The following is a 15,323-nucleotide window of genomic DNA, read 5'->3' on the forward strand; positions in this document are numbered from 1 at the left end:
CATGGCGGCGTCAGGATGGCGGCGCGTGCTCTGTCAAATTAATGAGAGACGGATTCAGATTTCAGATCGGATCACTCTGTGATCCCATCTGAAATCATCCGGCTCCAGGACCGCGCCAGGGTTCAGGATGCCGAGCGGATCGAAGGCGTTCTTGATCCCGGCCATGAGTTCGAGCGCCTCGGGCTGGGCGGCCCGGCGCAATGCGCCGACAAGGGAACGGCCGACGCCATGCTCGGCCGTGATGCTGCCGCCGAACTGGCTGACGATCTCGAAGATGCAGGCGTTCACGCTCGCGGCCAGCGCCGCGAAGGCCGCCTCATCCTGGAACCCGCCCTTCCCGAACAGCAGAATGACGTGGATGTTGCCGTCACCGAGATGGCCGACGAAGAGGGGCTGCGCAGTCGGGAAGCGCTCCGCCGAAGCACTCTGCACCGCTGCGATGAAGCGGGGAACATCGGCAGTCGCGACGCTGGTGTCATGCGACACGCTCGGGCCGGCGCGCTTATTGGCTTCCGAGACGGCGAAACGCAGATGCCAGAGCGCCTTGGCCTGGGCGCCGCTCTGCGCGACGACCGCATCGCTCAACACGCCGGCATCGAAGGCGAGCGCCAGAGCGCGCGTCAGGACCTGCTCCATGGCGGCCTCGGGCGTGCTATCGGCGATCTTGATGAAGACATACCAGGGGTGGCGGTCGCGGAACGGGAGCGCCGCCCCGCTGAGGAGATCGAGCGTCAGGCCCATCTCGGCGTCGCATATCAGTTCAAAACTCGAGATCCGCTCGCCGGCAACCTCGCGCAGCATGGCAAGCAGCCTGATCGCGGCCGTCGGATCCGGGATTGCGCAGAGCGCGGTCGCGCTCGCCCTCGGTCGGGCGAAAAGCCTGAACGACGCCGCGGTGATGACGGCCAGGGTGCCTTCCGAGCCGATCAGCAGATCGTGCAGCGCATAGCCGGCATTGTCCTTGCGCAGCGGCTTCAGGCCGTGGATCACGGCACCGTCGGCGCGCACATATTCGAGACCGAGCACGAGGTCGCGCACCGTGCCGTAGCGGATCACATTGATCCCGCCGGCATTGGTCGCAACGATGCCGCCGACCTGGCAGGAGCCCTCGCTGCCCAGGCTCAGGGGAAACAGCCGGTTGGCCTTGGCCGCCTCCTGCTGAAGCTGCGCCAGCACACAGCCCGCCTCCGCAGTCACGCTGTCGCCCTCCGCATCGACCGAGCGGATGCGGTTGAGGCGGCCCAGCGAGAGCACGGCGCAACGGCCGCTCTCATCGGGCGTGGCACCGCCGGACAGGCCGGTATTGCCGCCTTGCGGCACGATCGGCGTGCGCGTCACTGTCGCCCAGCGCAGGATCGTCGAGACATCCGCGACGGAGCGCGGGCGCAGCACGGCCAGGGCGCGGCCATGCCTGCGTCCGCGCCAGTCACTGAGGAACGGCACCATCTCCTCGGGCGCGGCCAGCACGCAGGACGGGTCGAGCCTCCCGGCGAGCTCAGCAAGCGGGGACATCGCGTCAGACCGTACCGGCATCGACGATGAAGTTCTGGCCGGTGCACATGCGCGCGGCGTCCGATGCGAGGAAGAGAACCATCGCCGCGATATCCTCCGGCAGGATCTCACCCTTGATCGCCTGGGCCTGCTGGGCGGCCTCCCATTTTTCCGGCGTGACCCAATGCCTGCGCTGGCGCTCGGTCATCACCCAGCCGGGCGTGACGCAATTGACCCGGATTCCGTCCGGCCCCAGCGCCCGCGCCAGCGAGCGGGTGAAGCCGAGCACCGCTGATTTCGCAGTCGTGTAAGCGATCATGTGGGGAGATCCCTTCATCCACGAGGTCGAGCTCAGATTGATCAGCGCGCCGCCGCCAAGCGCGCGCATATCGGGGGCAAGCGCCTGGGCGACGAACATCATCGGGCGCAGATTCACCGCGAAACGGTCATCCCAATAGTCTGATGTCACGGTCTCGAAGGCGTGACGCTCGTCATGGCCGGCATTGTTGACGCCAATCGAGAAAGGGCCGCAGACCTCGCGCGCCGCCGTGATCGCGGCTTGCGTCGCGGCGATGTCGCGCAGATCGACGGGCTGGAACGAGACGGTTCCGCCAGCCTCAGCCAATTCCGCTGCCAGAGCTTCGCCGCGCTCGCGATCCAGATCGAGAAAGGCGACCCTGGCCTTCTGGCGAATAAGCGCCGCGACGATCGCCCGGCCGATCCCGTCTGCCCCGCCGGTGACGAGCGCGGCGCGGCCGGCGAGATCGGGATAGATCGCCTGCGCGCTCATGCTGCGAATTCCGAGGCCGGCAGGCCGGCAACATCGACCGGCAACGTGAACAGGCCGCCGGAGAACGGCGCCTCCGCCAGGATGCGCGACGGCAAGCGGACGCGGGCGCTGGTGATGAACAGCGTCTTCAGATCGTCGCCGCCAAAGGCGATGCTGGTCGGGCGCGGGATCGGCAGGCGGACCTCGCGCGCCAGCGCACCATTCGGCGCGTAGCGGTGCAGGCACCAGCCGTCCCAGACCGCGCACCAGACAAAGCCTTCGCTGTCGACGGCAAGCCCATCGGGGCGGCCGATGGTGGCATCGATCTCGGCGAAGATACGGCGTCGCGCGAGCCCGCCCGTCTCCATCTCGAAATCATAGGCATAGATGCGGCCCGGCGCGGAATCGGCGAAATAGAAGGTCCGCCCGTCCGGGCTCCAGTCGAGGCCGTTGGCGACGGTCAGGCCGCTTTCCCGGCGCTCCCAGCTGAGATCCGGCGCGATCGCATAAAGCGAACCGCTGGTACGGCTGGCGTCGAGCCGCATCGTTCCGGCCCAGAGCCGGCCTCGCCGGTCACATTTGCCGTCGTTGAAACGGTTGTCGGGAATCTCGGCCTCCGGATCGACCAAGGGGCTCAGCGTGCCGCTGGCGAAATCGAAAGCCTCGAGCCCGTCCTGCGTCAAGGCGGCCAAGCCGCCGCCTCGGCGCTCAACTACCGCGCTGACCAGGCGCGGCAGCATGACCTCCTCATTGGCCCGCGTCGCGGGGTCGAAGCGGTTGACCGAGGGGGCGAGGATATCGACCCAGTAGAGCCGCTTCTCCCGCGCCGACCAGACCGGGCCTTCCGCCAGATGCGCGCCCCAGGGCAGCACGCATTCGACCTGGGGATCGGTGGCGCGGCTAGACCGCGTGCTCGGCGTGATGTTCATCGGCGTGGCGCCGACATTGCCGGAGATCTGCCGGCCGGCGGCCATCAGGTCGCGCCCGGTGACGTGGAGGCGCTCGCTGGTCAGGCGCGAACTCGGCCCGAATACGCCGATTGCCGCGACCGCACGGCCGGTATGGTCGAAGATCGGCGCGGCGACCGAGGAGACGCCCGCGACATGCTCCTCGAGCGAGACCGCATAGCCGCGCGCCCGCGTCAGAGCCAGATCGGCAAGCAGCGCGTCCTCCTGCGTGAAGCTAGCGTCGGTGAAGCGCTCGAGCCTGATCCGGTCGAAGATGGCGCGCTGCTCATGCGGCTGGGCGAAGGCGAGCAGGGCCTTGCCGCCGGCCGTGCAATGCAGCGGCGCGCGACGACCGATCTCGATGCGGAAGCCATAGGCGCCGCCGCGGCTGCGCTGGTCGATATAGAGCGCCTCGTCATTGTCGATTGCGCAGAGCGCCGCCGTCTCGCGGGTCTCGTCGGCGAGGCGTTCGAGCACGGGAGCAGCCGCGCCGCGCAGATCGAAGGATTCCCAGACGCGGTGCGCCAGTTCGAACAGCCGGTGCCCGAGCCGATAGCTGTTGTCGCTGTCCTCCTGGCGGATGAGCCGGAACAGCACCAGCGTGTTGAGCAGGCGCGCGAGCGTGCCCTTGGGCAGGCCGGTCGCAGCCTGAAGGTCCTTGAAGCGCGGCGGCGAAGGCGCCTCCCCGATCACGTCGAGCAGATAGAGGCCCTTGGCCAGGGCCGCCGCGCCGATCGGAACGTCGCGCTCGTCCGGTTTCAGGACGTGCGCTTCGCCCGCACTTGTGCCGCCTCTGCGATCATGCGGTCGAACGTCCATCGCGGTTCATATCCCAGTTCAGTCCGAATCCTGGCGTTCGACGTCCGATAGAAGACGCCGCTGCCCGGCAGGTCGATGGTCTTCAGTGGAAGCCCCGTCAACTCCGCCATCCCCGGCAAAGCTGCGGCAAAATCGGCGGGCTCGGTCGCGCCGAGATTATAGGTCCGGCCGGCCGCCGCCTCATGGTCGAGCGCGAGCAGGATGCCGTCCACCATGTCGCGGGTGTCGGTGATGTGCATCTGGAAGGGGCGCCCCGCCTCGTTGCACGACAAAACGAGCGCCTCGCGGCCATCATCGGCCTGCTTCAGCAAGGCGACCGCGGCCATGTTACCGAAGCCCTCCTGCTGCCGGATCTTCGGATGCAGGAAGAAGCGCGGGCCGGAGAAGACGCTGTCCGGATCGAGCAGTTCGGCCGCGTCCTGCGTATGCGAAAACCGCAGGATCGTCGCAGGCGTGCCGCTCACGCGCTCGAAGAAGCGCACGAGCTCCTCGCCCAGGAGCTTGGTCAAGCCATAGGGCGAGCGCGGCTTCAGCGGATGATCTTCGTCGAGCGGCAGATAGTCGGGGACGTTCTCAGGATAGACCTCGCCGGAGCTGGCGAAGACGAGGCGACGCGGCTTCATCCGTACGGCCTCCTCCAGCAGCACGCGCGTGCCCTCGACATTGGCGCGGAACAGCCTGTCGCCGTCAGTCGGCAGCCAGGACATGAAGGCGCCGAGATGGAGGATGGCGTCAGCGCCGCTCACCGCGTCCATGGCCGCGGCCCGGTCGTCGAAGCCGCCGAGCACTTCGCGATAGGCGCGGTGCTCGATGCCGGCCGGGCGCAGATCGAAGCCCGTGACCTCGCGGCCGGCATCGAGCAGGCGCCGCACCACTTTCGAGCCGACGCGGCCGGCGCTGCCGGTGACGAGGATGCGCGCCGCGGCATTCATCGGATCGCCTCCTGCGTCACCGCGTCGAAGACGTGCAGCCGGGCCGGATCGAAGGAGAGCGTCAAGCGCTCGGCGAGCGGCGCGCCATCGGGATTGATCAAGCGCGCGATCAGCGCATTGCCGCGGCCATCCTCCTCGGCGGTCGCATGCGGCGCCTGCCCGACCCGGTTTTCCGGCGGCAGGTCGACATAGACATATTGCTCGCTGCCGAGGCTTTCGATCAGCCGCGGCTGGACCTCGAAGCTGACCGGGCCCGGCCCAGCCGAGATATGTTCCGGCCGCAGGCCGAAGACGGCATCCCGGCCCGCAAGCGTCGAGGCATTCGCCACCAGCAATGGCACCTCCTGGCCGAAGAGACGAGCCTGGGCGCCATTCCCGGCCGAGGTCACCGGAGACTGCAGGAAATTCATCCCCGGCGAGCCGATGAAGCCGGCGACGAAGAGGTTGGCCGGCTCGCGGAACATCGTGTCGGGATGGGCGATCTGCTGAATCTCGCCATCCTTCATGATGACGATGCGGTCAGCCATCGTCATGGCTTCGGTCTGGTCATGGGTGACATAGATGGTGGTGACGCCGAGGCGCCTGTGCAGGGCGCTGATCTCGGCGCGGGTATGGACGCGCAATTTGGCGTCGAGATTGGAGAGCGGCTCGTCCATCAGGAAGGCGAGCGGCTCGCGCACGATGGCGCGCCCGAGCGCGACGCGCTGGCGCTGGCCGCCCGACAACGCACGCGGCCGCCGATCGAGCAGATGATCGATGCCGAGGATTTTCGCGGCTTCGGTGACGCGCCGGTCGATCTCGCCGGCCTCGGTGCCGCGCATCTTCAGGCCGAAGCCCATATTTTTGCGCACGGTCAGATGCGGATAGAGCGCGTAGTTCTGGAACACCATGGCGATGTCGCGGTCGCCCGGCGCGAGGTCGGTGACGTCACGCTCGCCGATCGTGACCTTGCCGGAAGAGGCCTCCTCGAGCCCGGCCAGGATCTTCAGCATGGTCGACTTGCCGCAGCCGGAGGGGCCGACCAGGACGACGAACTCGCCATCAGTGATATCGAGGGAAAAGTCCTTGAGAACGGTGAGCCCGCCATAGGATTTCGTGACGTGCTCGATGCGTATGCCGGCCATGGTCGGTCCTGGTCCTTACTTGTCCGAGCCGGCCGTGAGGCCGCCGACAAGATAGCGTTCGAGGAAGAGGTAGATCAGCAGGATCGGCAGGGCGACGAGGATCGAGGCGGCCGATATGTCGCTCCAGTTGCTGACATATTCGCCCTTCATCGTGGTGATGCCGAGATTGGCGGTCCAGTTGGTCTGGGCGTTGGTCAGGAAAGTGCGCGCGTAGGCGTAGTCCGACCAGGACAGCACGAAGCCGTAGAGCGCGGTCGCGGCCAGGCCCGGCGCCGAGACCGGCAGGATCACCCGAACCATGGCGCCGAGCGGCGAGCAGCCATCGACCATGGCGGCCTGTTCGAGCTCGCGCGGGATCGTGTCGAAATAGCCCTTCAGCATCCAGGTGGTGAAGGGGATGATCAGCGTCGCATGCGCCAGGATGATCGACCACAGGCTGCCGATCAGCTCCAGCTGCCTGAAGATACCGAAAAGCGGGATGACCAGCAGCGTCGCCGGCAGCATCTTCGCGGTCAGGATGAACAGGCCCAGCGACTGGCCGCCGCGGACCTTGAAGCGCGACAGGCTATAGCCCGCCAGCACCGACACCGTCATCGACAAGGTGACGGCGCCGATCGCGGCCAGGGCCGAATTGCCGAGCCATTGCAGGATCGGCCGCTCCGCCAGGATCTGGGCGAAGACGCCCCAGCGCGGCTGGTCGGGCCAGAATTTCGGCGGCAATTGGCGCAATTGGTCTGGCTCGGAGAGCGCGGTGACGACGAGCCAGTAGATCGGGAAGACCAAGAGCGCGCAGGTCAGGATCGCCGTGGCATAGAGCAGGACGCTGTCGAGGCGGCTTCGTTTCATGGCCTCATCCTCACATCGTGTCCGGTGCGCGTGCGATCATCAGCCGGCTGGCGATGATGCAGACGATCAGGGTGATGACGCCGATGGCCGAGGCGTAGCCCATCTTGAAGAAGCCGAAGGCCTGCTCATAGGTCATGATTGAGAGGCTCTGCGTCGCCTTCAGCGGGCCGCCACCGGTCAGCACATAGATGATTGAGAAGTCGCGGAAGACCCAGAGCATCACCAGCACGAGCGTGACGCCGAGCACCGGCATCAGCGAGGGGATGGTGATGTTGAGCAAGCGCTGCCAGGCACTGGCGCCGTCGACGCGGGCAGCGTTGTAGAAATCCTCGGGAATCGACTGGAGCCCGGCCAGCAGCATGATCGAGACGAAGGGATAGCCCTTCCAGATCATGACGACGCAGACGACGGCGAAGGAGGCGCTGGGCGAGGAGAACCAGTTGATCGTGGTGTCGACCAGCCCGAGCTTGATGAAGATCCAGTTCATCAGGCCGAAGGAGGAATCGAACAGCCAGGCGAAGATCACGACGGCGATGACCTCGGGCACGGCCCAGGGCAAGGCGACGAGGAGGCGAGCCAGGGCCTGGCCCTTGAAGCGGTTGTTGACGAGGAGCGCGGTCGCCATGCCGAGCAGGAAGCAGCCGGTACTGACGATGATGACGAGTTTGAAGGTGACCCAGCAGGCGTTCCAGAAATCCTCGGAGGCGAAGAGGCGCTCGTAATTGGCCGTGGTGAAGGGCCGGCGCGCCTGGTCGAGCCTGGCGATGTTGACGTTCTGGAACGACAGATCGACCGAGACGAAGAGCGGGTAGACGATGATCAGCCCGATCAGCAGCACCGCCGGCGCGAGCAGGAGATTGCCGAGCCAGTGCCGGCGGCTCGGACGCGCGAGATCCAGGAACGCGGCTCTGGGCATGGTAGGGGCTTCTCCCTGGCGGGTCGCGTCATTCTCGGGCGGCGCCCCCGGGTCCGATCTTCGATCGGCCCAAGGATAAACTCTGCGTCGACCCGAGAAGCTCATGACGAGAAGGCACTGGTTTCCGAGATGGTCGGGTCAAGCCCGGCCATGACGACGCTCACTGCTTCTGCAGCGCCTCCGCCTTGCGCTGCATCGTCGCGGCCACGATTTTCGGATCGAGATCCTGAATGATCATGCGCTGCGATTCCTCCATGACCATCTTGGCGAACTCGTTGAAGACGAGCTCCAGGCCCTTGGGGATGCGGTCGACCTTGGCGTCGGCGGCTGCCTTGGTCGCCTGCACCAGCAGGTCGAAATGCGGCGTCTCCTTGGACGCGGCCGAGACGTCGGCGCGCGGGCTCGGTGGCGGCGAGGCGCCCAGCGTCGCATAGCTGCTCTGGAACTTGTCGGAGGTTGCGATCTGGATGAAATCCCAGACCAGCTTCTTGTTGTCCTTCGGGATGTCGCTGGCGATGCCGAGCACGTTCGAGGAACCGCCGACAGGCGGGCTGAACGGCGACATGGCGAGCTTGATCTGGTCCTTGGCCTTGCCCTTCTGGATGATCGGCCAGAGCCAGGGCCCGTCCGTCTTCAAGGCGATCTTGCCATCGGCGAACATCTGGCGGACTTCGCCGGCGGCGAGATCACGCGGCGTCAGGCTGTCCTTGACGATGGTCTTCCAGCGGGAGAGGCCCTCGACCATCTCAGGCGTGTCGATCGTCACCTTGCCGGCGTCATTGCTCCAACGCCCGCCAGCATCGAGCGTATAGTTCATCATCTCGCTCATATACTGGCCGCCGCCGCCCTTGGTCTCGTGGCCGGTGCCGAACTGGTCGATGATGCCGTCGCCGTTCAGGTCCTTGGTCAGCTTGCGCGCAGCCACCAGGAACTCGGCGTAGTTTTTCGGGACCTCCAGCCCCTCCTTCCTGAGCATCTCCTCGTTATAAGCGAGGAAATAGCCGAAATAGAGCATCATCGTGCAGACGATCTGCTTGTTGAAGACGCAGGTGTCCTGGCCGGCCCAACCCTTCATGTCGAGCTTGGCGTCCTTGATGTAGCCGTCGAGCGGCTCCAGCCAGCCGTTGTCGGCGAATTTCTGAAACTCGAAGGAGGCGAGATGGACGATGTCGGGCGGCTTGCCGCCGGCGAAGAGCGTCGTCATCGTGTCGGCATAGGCGCCGCGCTCGACCTTGGTCCATTCGATCTTGACGCCCGGATGGGTCGCCTCGAACTCCTTGATGACCGAGCCCCACCAATCGCCGACGCCGCGCTCATCCTTCTGCCAGGAAACGAATTTGAGGACCTTGCCCTGGGCAAGCGCCGTGCTCGATGCGAACCCCGCGGTCAGCGCCAGGGCGACCGCGGCAGCAGATAGAAACAACTTAGAGCAATTTCCGATCCAATTGGATCGTTCAATAGCTCTATTCCCTCGTTTTAACGCGTTTCCTTCACGCGAACCGGTTTCCACTTCGCTTGAAAACGCTCTGGTCCTCGGCATGACGTGACCTCCCCGGTCATATTTTGTTTTTAGTGCGTGTTTTGTTTTTAGTGTTTGCGCAGAAGCTCCAGCGCCGCTTTGGACGGCTCGACGCCCAGCCCCGCGCCCGTCGGCAAGCTGTAGAGGCCCTCGCGGCAATCCATGTCGCCGACGAGCAGGCGGCGATTGGGCTCGAAGATCGAGTGCTGGTATTCGTGGCACTCCACCGCGGCCAGGGCGGAGCTGGCGTGCAGGCTCGCGGCCAGGAACAGCCCGATGCCGATCGTGGCATGGGGAATGAGCTTGAGATGATGCGCCTGGGCATAGAGGCCGATGCGCATGAACTCGGTCACGCCCTTATGCCCCATCTCGGGCTGGATGATCGCGCAGGCGCGGCGCGCCACGCGCGGCACGAGGTCATAGACGGTGCGCCACTCCTCGCCCGCCGCAATGGGTGTCGCGACGCGGGAGGCAACGAGGCTGAGCCCGTCGAGATCCTCGGGCTTGACCGGCGCCTCGGCGAACCAAAGGCCGTGCGGCTCCATCGCCTTGATGAGCGCGACAGCCTCCTCGCCGCCATGGACCCAATGCATGTCGCAGGCGATGCGCACGGAGGGCCCGAGCCGCGCGCGCAGGCTCTCCATCTCCGCGACGACACCGTCATCGGCGACGGGCGCGGCGAATTTGAAGCTGTCGAAGCCCTGCGCCTGCCACTCAGCCGCGAAATCGGCGCGCTCGCCGCGCGTCGGCTTGGGCAGGCCGGAGATATAGGCCGGCAGGCGCTCATGGCGCTGCCCGCCCAGCAGCTTGACCAATGGCAGGTTCGCAAGCTTGCCGCAGATGTCCCAGAGCGCGATGTCGATCGCTGCCAGCGCGTCGCAATAGAAGCCGCCGGTATAGCCGCGCACCCGCATCAGATCGTAGAGATCGTCATGGATCACGCAGACATCGTGCGGGTCGCGGCCGATGACGAAAGGGCCGAGCAGATCGTCGATGATCGCCATCGCGGCGCCGGGCGCAACGATGCCATAGGTCTCGCCCCAGCCGACCGCGCCGCCCGTCGTCTCCACGCGCACGACCACGGTGCGGTCGACCACGGGATAGACGGTGCGGTTGCCCTTGCGCACGACATAGCCGCGCGCGTTGACGGTCTCGCCCTCGCGCAGCGCACCGAGATAGGGCGTGTCGCGCGGAATGGTGATCGAGAAGACCTCGACCTTGGCGACCCGTTCGCTCATCCCCGCGCTCCGGCGACACGCATGCTGGGTGGAGCCGCCGGCTGCATCAGATCGCCTGCCGCATCGAGCCAGGCGTCGATCTCGGCGAGGTCATGGGCGTCCATCGGGGGCACCTTGGCGCGCACGACCCGATTGTCGAGAACGCCGCGCCGCGACAGCACATGCTTGGTGAAGGCCATGCGGAAATTCGCCTGGATCACCAGCAGCGGCAGCGTGCGCATGTAGAGTTCGCGGGCACGACCGATCTCGCCGGCGCGGAAGGCGCGGTCCATCGCGACATGGACATCGGAAAGCTCGACCGCCGGCATCGCCCCGCAGGCGCCGCGATTATATTCGTCGATGAAGTAGCGCGCCCCACCGCCGCCGATCACGCCCTTGAGATGGGCGGGCTTGCCGGCGATGAGCGCCGAGATCGCCAGCCCCGAGGGGAGCGTCTCCTCCTTGACATAAGTGATGGCCGGGTTGCTGCGGACGATGTCGAGGATCGTCTCGGGCTTCAGATCCGAGCCGCGCGGCGCCGGCGCATTCTGCAGGACGATCTCGAGGCCGGGCACCGCATCGGCGATATCCCTGTAGAAGGCAGCGACGGCCTCGAAGCCGGCGCCGACGCTCTTGGGCGCCTGGATCATCACGGTCGAGACGCCGAAACCCATTGCCTCGCGGGCATGGCCGACCGCTTCCGCAACACTGGCGGCACTGGCGCCCGCGACGATCGGCACCCTGCCGGCGACGCGCTCGACCACGACCTTCAGCAAGGCCGCCCGTTCCACTGCGGTGAGATCGTCGACCTCGCTGGCGAAGCCGGGGAAGACGACACCGTCCACACCAGCGCCAAGCGCGAAATCGGTGACCCGCGCCATGGCGGCGGCATCGATGCCGCCTTCCACCGTGAACGGCGTCGGCAGCACCGGAAGGATGCCCTGCAACACGACTTAACCTCCCATTGATCCATATGTTGGATCGATTGTTATTATATATGGATCGTAGTTCGCGCTCCCAATCAGGTCAAGCCGCGTCGCGGCGATCCTCGGCTGCCTTCGACGACTGGAGCGTCGTCGAGGGTTGCCGAAGCCGAGTTTGCGATTCGAGGTTGGGGTGATGTGGAACGCCGGAGGCCGCGCAAGTGGCGTCGGCAAGAGCGTGCTGCTTGCGCTCAAAACCACGCCGTCATTCCAAGCGGCCCCGAAGGATCGAGCCCGGAATGGCGCAGAGGATGGGGCCCCAGTTAAAGAGGGTCCAAATAAACTATCCGCGGTGCGCAGCCGTCATTTGGCGCGTTCCAGAAGCTTTCCGAAATCGCGATCGAGCGCCGCAAGCGCGGTATCGATCCTGCCGCGCCGCTCCTTGGTCCATTGCTCCTGCTGCGCCAGCTTCTGCTTGGCTAAACCCAGCATCCGCGCCATCTCGGCAGGCTGCGGCCCGCCGGCGGTGGCGCGGTTGCGGACAATGGCGAGCGGATCGAGCGTGGCGCGAAACTCCGCCTCGCTCAGCGGCAGCTCCGAACCCGTCACATTCATCTCCTTCAGCGTGGCCTTGTAGATCCGCTGGGCTTCCGCATAGGGGAAATCCGTGGGCCGGATATTGTTCACCTTGGCGTAGTCGACCACCTCGGAGGCGAAGTGGTGGCCGACGCGGAAGGGCAGCTTATATGTGCGCATCAGCACATCGGCGATTTCCTGGGAGGCCGTCCAGTCGCTGTTGAGCTCTTCGAGCGCCCGGGCGGGATCGATGACCAGCCCGTTCAGGATCCGGTCCCAGCCATCGAGCATCGCAATCGTGCCGGTGATCACCGCGGCATTGTCGCGCACGCTCTTCACGTCGCTCATGCCGGGCGGAATGTTGTGGGCCTGGATGACACGCCCGATACCCGCAGTGATCACGCTCGAGGCCTGGCTGCGCGTGCTGTTGAGCAGGCCGGGATTGCGCTTCTGCGGCATGGCGCTGGAGACATAGGTGTTGCCGTCGCCCTCCGCCAAAAGGATCCAGGGACGCGGCTGCGCATATTGGGTCATGACGTCTTCGACGAAGGCGCCGGCATGCAAGGCGATGCTGGTGGCGAGCGCGCCGACCTCGACCGGCAGCTCGGCTGCGGCGATCTGGGCCGCGTCATAGGCGTTGTCGACCGTCTCCGCGAAGCCGAGATAGCTGGCCATGCGGTTCCGGTTCAGCGGCCAGCTGGTGCCGTTCAACACGGTCGTGCCCATCGGCGAACGATCGAGCCGGGCGAAAGCCTCGCGCAGGCGCTGCGCATCACGATCCAGGCCCGCGACATGGCCCAGCAAATAGTGCCCATAGCTGTTGGGCTGGGCGGCGACGCCATTGGTGTAGTTCGGCACGATGGTGTCGACATGCTTCTCGGCGAGCCGGACCATGGTGGCCGTGACCTTGCGCAGCCGCTCGTCCAGCCGCAGCAATTCGTCGCGCATGATCGCCGCACGCACGGTGGCAAGCATGTCCTGGCTCGAACGGCCGGCATGCAGCAGGGTCGCCTCGACGCCTGCGGCTTCGATCAGCAGCGGCTCGAAGGTGATGACCAGCGTCGGCCGCTTGGCGCCGGGCTTCTCCGCCGCCTTGAGCATGCTGTCGAGGCCTGCCGCGATCCGTGGCGCGAGGGCGGGGTCGAGCAACCCCTCATCCGTGTTGATGACGGCGCTCGCCTTGTTGATCTCGCCCAGCCAGTAGAATTCGTCGCGCTTGGGCGCCGATTGCGCGTTGGCCGTAGCCGCACAAGCCATCGCCAGCAGCGCTGCAAAAGCCGTTCTTGTTCCGAGCATGGTTCTTGTCCTCCCCATAGTCCCTAGCAACCTCCGGAGCGATCGCACCCAGGCCGCATTCCGCTCCGGTCGCGACCAGGACGTGGTTCGGAGTGAAAGCTACAGCCTCCGGCGAATGCGCCAAAGAGAGTTCCGCCCTGCTCGGACGAATAGCCTATGCGGCGGGCAGGCGCTGACGCGCGATCGCGGCATGAAAGCGCGCGCCGAAGATCAGGCCCTCATCGTTGAAGTCGTAGGTCGGGTTGTGCAGCGGGGAGGACGCCTCGCCATTGCCGACGAAGGCGAAGCAGCCCGGCACATGCTCCAGGAAGCGGGCGAAATCCTCCGAGCCGGTCATCGGCTCGCGCGCCGTCGTCACCGCCGCATTGCCGAAGACCTCACGCGCAGCGGTGAAGGCCTCCTCGACCAGGGCCTCGTCGTTCAGCAGCGGCACGAATTCGCGCGTATACGTCATCTCGGCTGTGACGTTGTAGGACAGCGCGGTGCCCTGGGCGATGATGCCCATCTGCTCTTCGATCCTGGCGCTGATCTCCGGCGCGAAGCTGCGCGCATCGCCAAGGATGCGGGCGAGGCCCGGCAGCGCATTGCGGGTGCCGTCGGTCAGCAATTCAGTGACGGAGACGACACCAATATCGGTCGGGCTCAGGCGGCGCGAGACGATGGTCTGGAGATTGGTGACGAGCGCGCAGGCGGCGACGAGCACCTCATTGCCGATCTGCGGACGTGCCGCATGGCCGCCGACGCCCTTGAGCACGATCTCGAAATTGTCCTCGGCCGACATGATCGGCCCCGCCTTGGTCTGGAACTGCCCGACGGCAAGCCCGGGCATGTTGTGCAGCCCGAATATCTCCTCGAAGGGATAGCGCTCCAGCAGCCCGTCGGCGAGCATGGCGAGCGCGCCCCTGCCCCATTCCTCCGCCGGCTGGAAGATGAAGCGCACCGTGCCGTCGAAACCACCCTGCTCCGCCAGCATTTTTGCGGCGCCGAGCAGCATCGCGGTGTGCCCGTCATGCCCGCAGGCATGCATGACGCCCGGCGTCCGGGAGCGATGGGCATGATCGCCCTGCTCGGTGATGCGCAGCGCGTCCATATCGGCCCGCAGCGCGATTGCCCGGTTACCCGTCCCGCATGTCAGCGTGCCGACGACGCCGGTACCGCCGACGCCTTCCGCGACCTCGCTCAGGCCGAACTCGCGCAGCTTGGCCGCGACGAAGGCGGCTGTACGGTTCTCCTCGAAGCCGTGCTCGGGATGGGCGTGGAGATCGCGCCGCCAGGCGGTCATCTCGGCCACCAGCGCGTCATGATCGAACGTCGTCATTGCGGTCCTCCATCCTGCGTTTCGCCGTCATAGGGTGTGGCGCGCATCGAGGACCGCTGGCAGAAATCGTCATACCAGGCGGTGAGCCGCGGCGCGCATTTGCGGAACCCGGGCAGGTCGCGGAATTCGAGCCAGGCCAGCGCCGTTGCCAGTGCGATCTGGCCGATATTAACCCGCGCCCCGAACTCGACTTGCGTTTCCAGATGCTCATAGGCTTCGAGCAGCTTCATCGCCTGTCCATGTGCCAAGGGCGGATAGCGCAAGGCTTCCGGACGCCGCACCGTCTCCCAGCGCAGCGCGATGCCGGCATCGCACAGGCCCTGAGCCAAGGCCTGCAAACGCAGCGCCTCATAGCGCGCCGGCCCCTCGTGCGGGATCAGCCGGCCTGTGCCGGCGAGCCGGTCGAGATAGTCGCAGATGACGACCGAATCGAAGAGCGCGCCGGCATCCGGCGTCAGCAGCACCGGCACTTTCCCAAGTGGATTGGCCGCGAAGACGGCGTCGTTGCGGTTGGTCGGGCTGGTCTCGTGGGGGACGACTTCGATGCTGTCGGCGAGCCCGAGCTCATGGGCGCTGACCAGCACCTTGCGGGCATAGGGGGAATGGCTCTGGTAAAGCAGCGTCAAAGTG

General features: G+C 66.2%; 13 protein-coding genes. All 13 read right to left on the bottom strand.

Annotated elements, in window-relative coordinates:
- Nucleotides 1-54: 54 nt before the first annotated feature.
- A complete protein-coding gene (locus RMR04_RS25915) occupies nucleotides 55-1,512 on the bottom strand; it encodes an FAD-binding oxidoreductase (RefSeq protein ID WP_311911364.1) in 1,458 nt (485 codons plus the stop codon).
- Nucleotides 1,513-1,516: 4 nt separating this feature from the next.
- Nucleotides 1,517-2,281 carry an SDR family NAD(P)-dependent oxidoreductase gene (locus RMR04_RS25920; RefSeq protein WP_311911365.1) on the bottom strand — a complete coding sequence of 255 codons (765 nt, stop codon included), beginning with the start codon at nucleotides 2,279-2,281 and terminating at the stop codon, nucleotides 1,517-1,519.
- Entirely contained in the window at nucleotides 2,278-4,026 is a 1,749-nt protein-coding gene (locus RMR04_RS25925) for an SMP-30/gluconolactonase/LRE family protein (protein WP_311911366.1), read from the bottom strand. Before RMR04_RS25925 ends, RMR04_RS25920 begins: the two co-directional genes overlap by 4 nt.
- A complete protein-coding gene (locus RMR04_RS25930) occupies nucleotides 3,966-4,958 on the bottom strand; it encodes an NAD-dependent epimerase/dehydratase family protein (protein ID WP_311911367.1) in 993 nt (330 codons plus the stop codon). The genes RMR04_RS25925 and RMR04_RS25930 overlap by 61 nt, the downstream gene beginning before the upstream one ends.
- Complete coding sequence (locus RMR04_RS25935) at nucleotides 4,955-6,082, bottom strand: ABC transporter ATP-binding protein (RefSeq protein WP_311911368.1); 1,128 nt, start codon at nucleotides 6,080-6,082, stop codon at nucleotides 4,955-4,957. Before RMR04_RS25935 ends, RMR04_RS25930 begins: the two co-directional genes overlap by 4 nt.
- A gap of 15 nt (nucleotides 6,083-6,097) precedes the next feature.
- Entirely contained in the window at nucleotides 6,098-6,928 is an 831-nt protein-coding gene (locus tag RMR04_RS25940) for a carbohydrate ABC transporter permease (RefSeq protein WP_311911370.1), read from the bottom strand.
- A gap of 10 nt (nucleotides 6,929-6,938) precedes the next feature.
- Nucleotides 6,939-7,844, bottom strand: coding sequence for a carbohydrate ABC transporter permease (locus RMR04_RS25945; protein ID WP_311911371.1), 906 nt, complete (start codon nucleotides 7,842-7,844; stop codon nucleotides 6,939-6,941).
- A 160-nt stretch (nucleotides 7,845-8,004) separates the two neighbouring features.
- Nucleotides 8,005-9,267 (bottom strand): ABC transporter substrate-binding protein, encoded by a 1,263-nt coding sequence (locus tag RMR04_RS25950; protein ID WP_410492157.1) that lies wholly within the window; start codon nucleotides 9,265-9,267, stop codon nucleotides 8,005-8,007.
- Nucleotides 9,268-9,431: 164 nt separating this feature from the next.
- Nucleotides 9,432-10,601 (bottom strand): mandelate racemase/muconate lactonizing enzyme family protein, encoded by a 1,170-nt coding sequence (locus RMR04_RS25955; RefSeq protein ID WP_311911372.1) that lies wholly within the window; start codon nucleotides 10,599-10,601, stop codon nucleotides 9,432-9,434.
- On the bottom strand, nucleotides 10,598-11,530 hold the full coding sequence (locus tag RMR04_RS25960; protein WP_311911373.1) for a dihydrodipicolinate synthase family protein: 933 nt from the start codon (nucleotides 11,528-11,530) through the stop codon (nucleotides 10,598-10,600). Before RMR04_RS25960 ends, RMR04_RS25955 begins: the two co-directional genes overlap by 4 nt.
- A 336-nt stretch (nucleotides 11,531-11,866) precedes the next feature.
- Nucleotides 11,867-13,375, bottom strand: a complete 1,509-nt coding sequence (locus RMR04_RS25965; protein ID WP_311911375.1) for a lyase family protein — start codon at nucleotides 13,373-13,375, stop codon at nucleotides 11,867-11,869.
- Between the two features lie 154 nt (nucleotides 13,376-13,529).
- Complete coding sequence (locus RMR04_RS25970) at nucleotides 13,530-14,693, bottom strand: M20 aminoacylase family protein (RefSeq protein WP_311911376.1); 1,164 nt, start codon at nucleotides 14,691-14,693, stop codon at nucleotides 13,530-13,532.
- Entirely contained in the window at nucleotides 14,690-15,319 is a 630-nt protein-coding gene (locus RMR04_RS25975; RefSeq protein WP_311915952.1) for a glutathione S-transferase family protein, read from the bottom strand. Before RMR04_RS25975 ends, RMR04_RS25970 begins: the two co-directional genes overlap by 4 nt.
- Nucleotides 15,320-15,323: the final 4 nt, after the last annotated feature.

It is taken from the genome of Bosea sp. 685 (assembly GCF_031884435.1).
GTDB lineage: Bacteria > Pseudomonadota > Alphaproteobacteria > Rhizobiales > Beijerinckiaceae > Allobosea.

Bases quoted from the DNA above. Each gene is read 5' to 3' on its own strand.
- RMR04_RS25935 (WP_311911368.1), bottom strand. From the start codon at position 6,082: ATGGCCGGCATACGCATCGAGCACGTCACGAAATCCTATGGCGGGCTC.
- RMR04_RS25945 (WP_311911371.1), bottom strand. From the start codon at position 7,844: ATGCCCAGAGCCGCGTTCCTGGATCTCGCGCGTCCGAGCCGCCGGCAC.
- RMR04_RS25925 (WP_311911366.1), bottom strand. From the start codon at position 4,026: ATGGACGTTCGACCGCATGATCGCAGAGGCGGCACAAGTGCGGGCGAA.
- RMR04_RS25915 (WP_311911364.1), bottom strand. From the start codon at position 1,512: ATGTCCCCGCTTGCTGAGCTCGCCGGGAGGCTCGACCCGTCCTGCGTG.
- RMR04_RS25940 (WP_311911370.1), bottom strand. From the start codon at position 6,928: ATGAAACGAAGCCGCCTCGACAGCGTCCTGCTCTATGCCACGGCGATC.
- RMR04_RS25970 (WP_311911376.1), bottom strand. From the start codon at position 14,693: ATGACGACGTTCGATCATGACGCGCTGGTGGCCGAGATGACCGCCTGG.
- RMR04_RS25920 (WP_311911365.1), bottom strand. From the start codon at position 2,281: ATGAGCGCGCAGGCGATCTATCCCGATCTCGCCGGCCGCGCCGCGCTC.
- RMR04_RS25965 (WP_311911375.1), bottom strand. From the start codon at position 13,375: ATGCTCGGAACAAGAACGGCTTTTGCAGCGCTGCTGGCGATGGCTTGT.
- RMR04_RS25930 (WP_311911367.1), bottom strand. From the start codon at position 4,958: ATGAATGCCGCGGCGCGCATCCTCGTCACCGGCAGCGCCGGCCGCGTC.
- RMR04_RS25955 (WP_311911372.1), bottom strand. From the start codon at position 10,601: ATGAGCGAACGGGTCGCCAAGGTCGAGGTCTTCTCGATCACCATTCCG.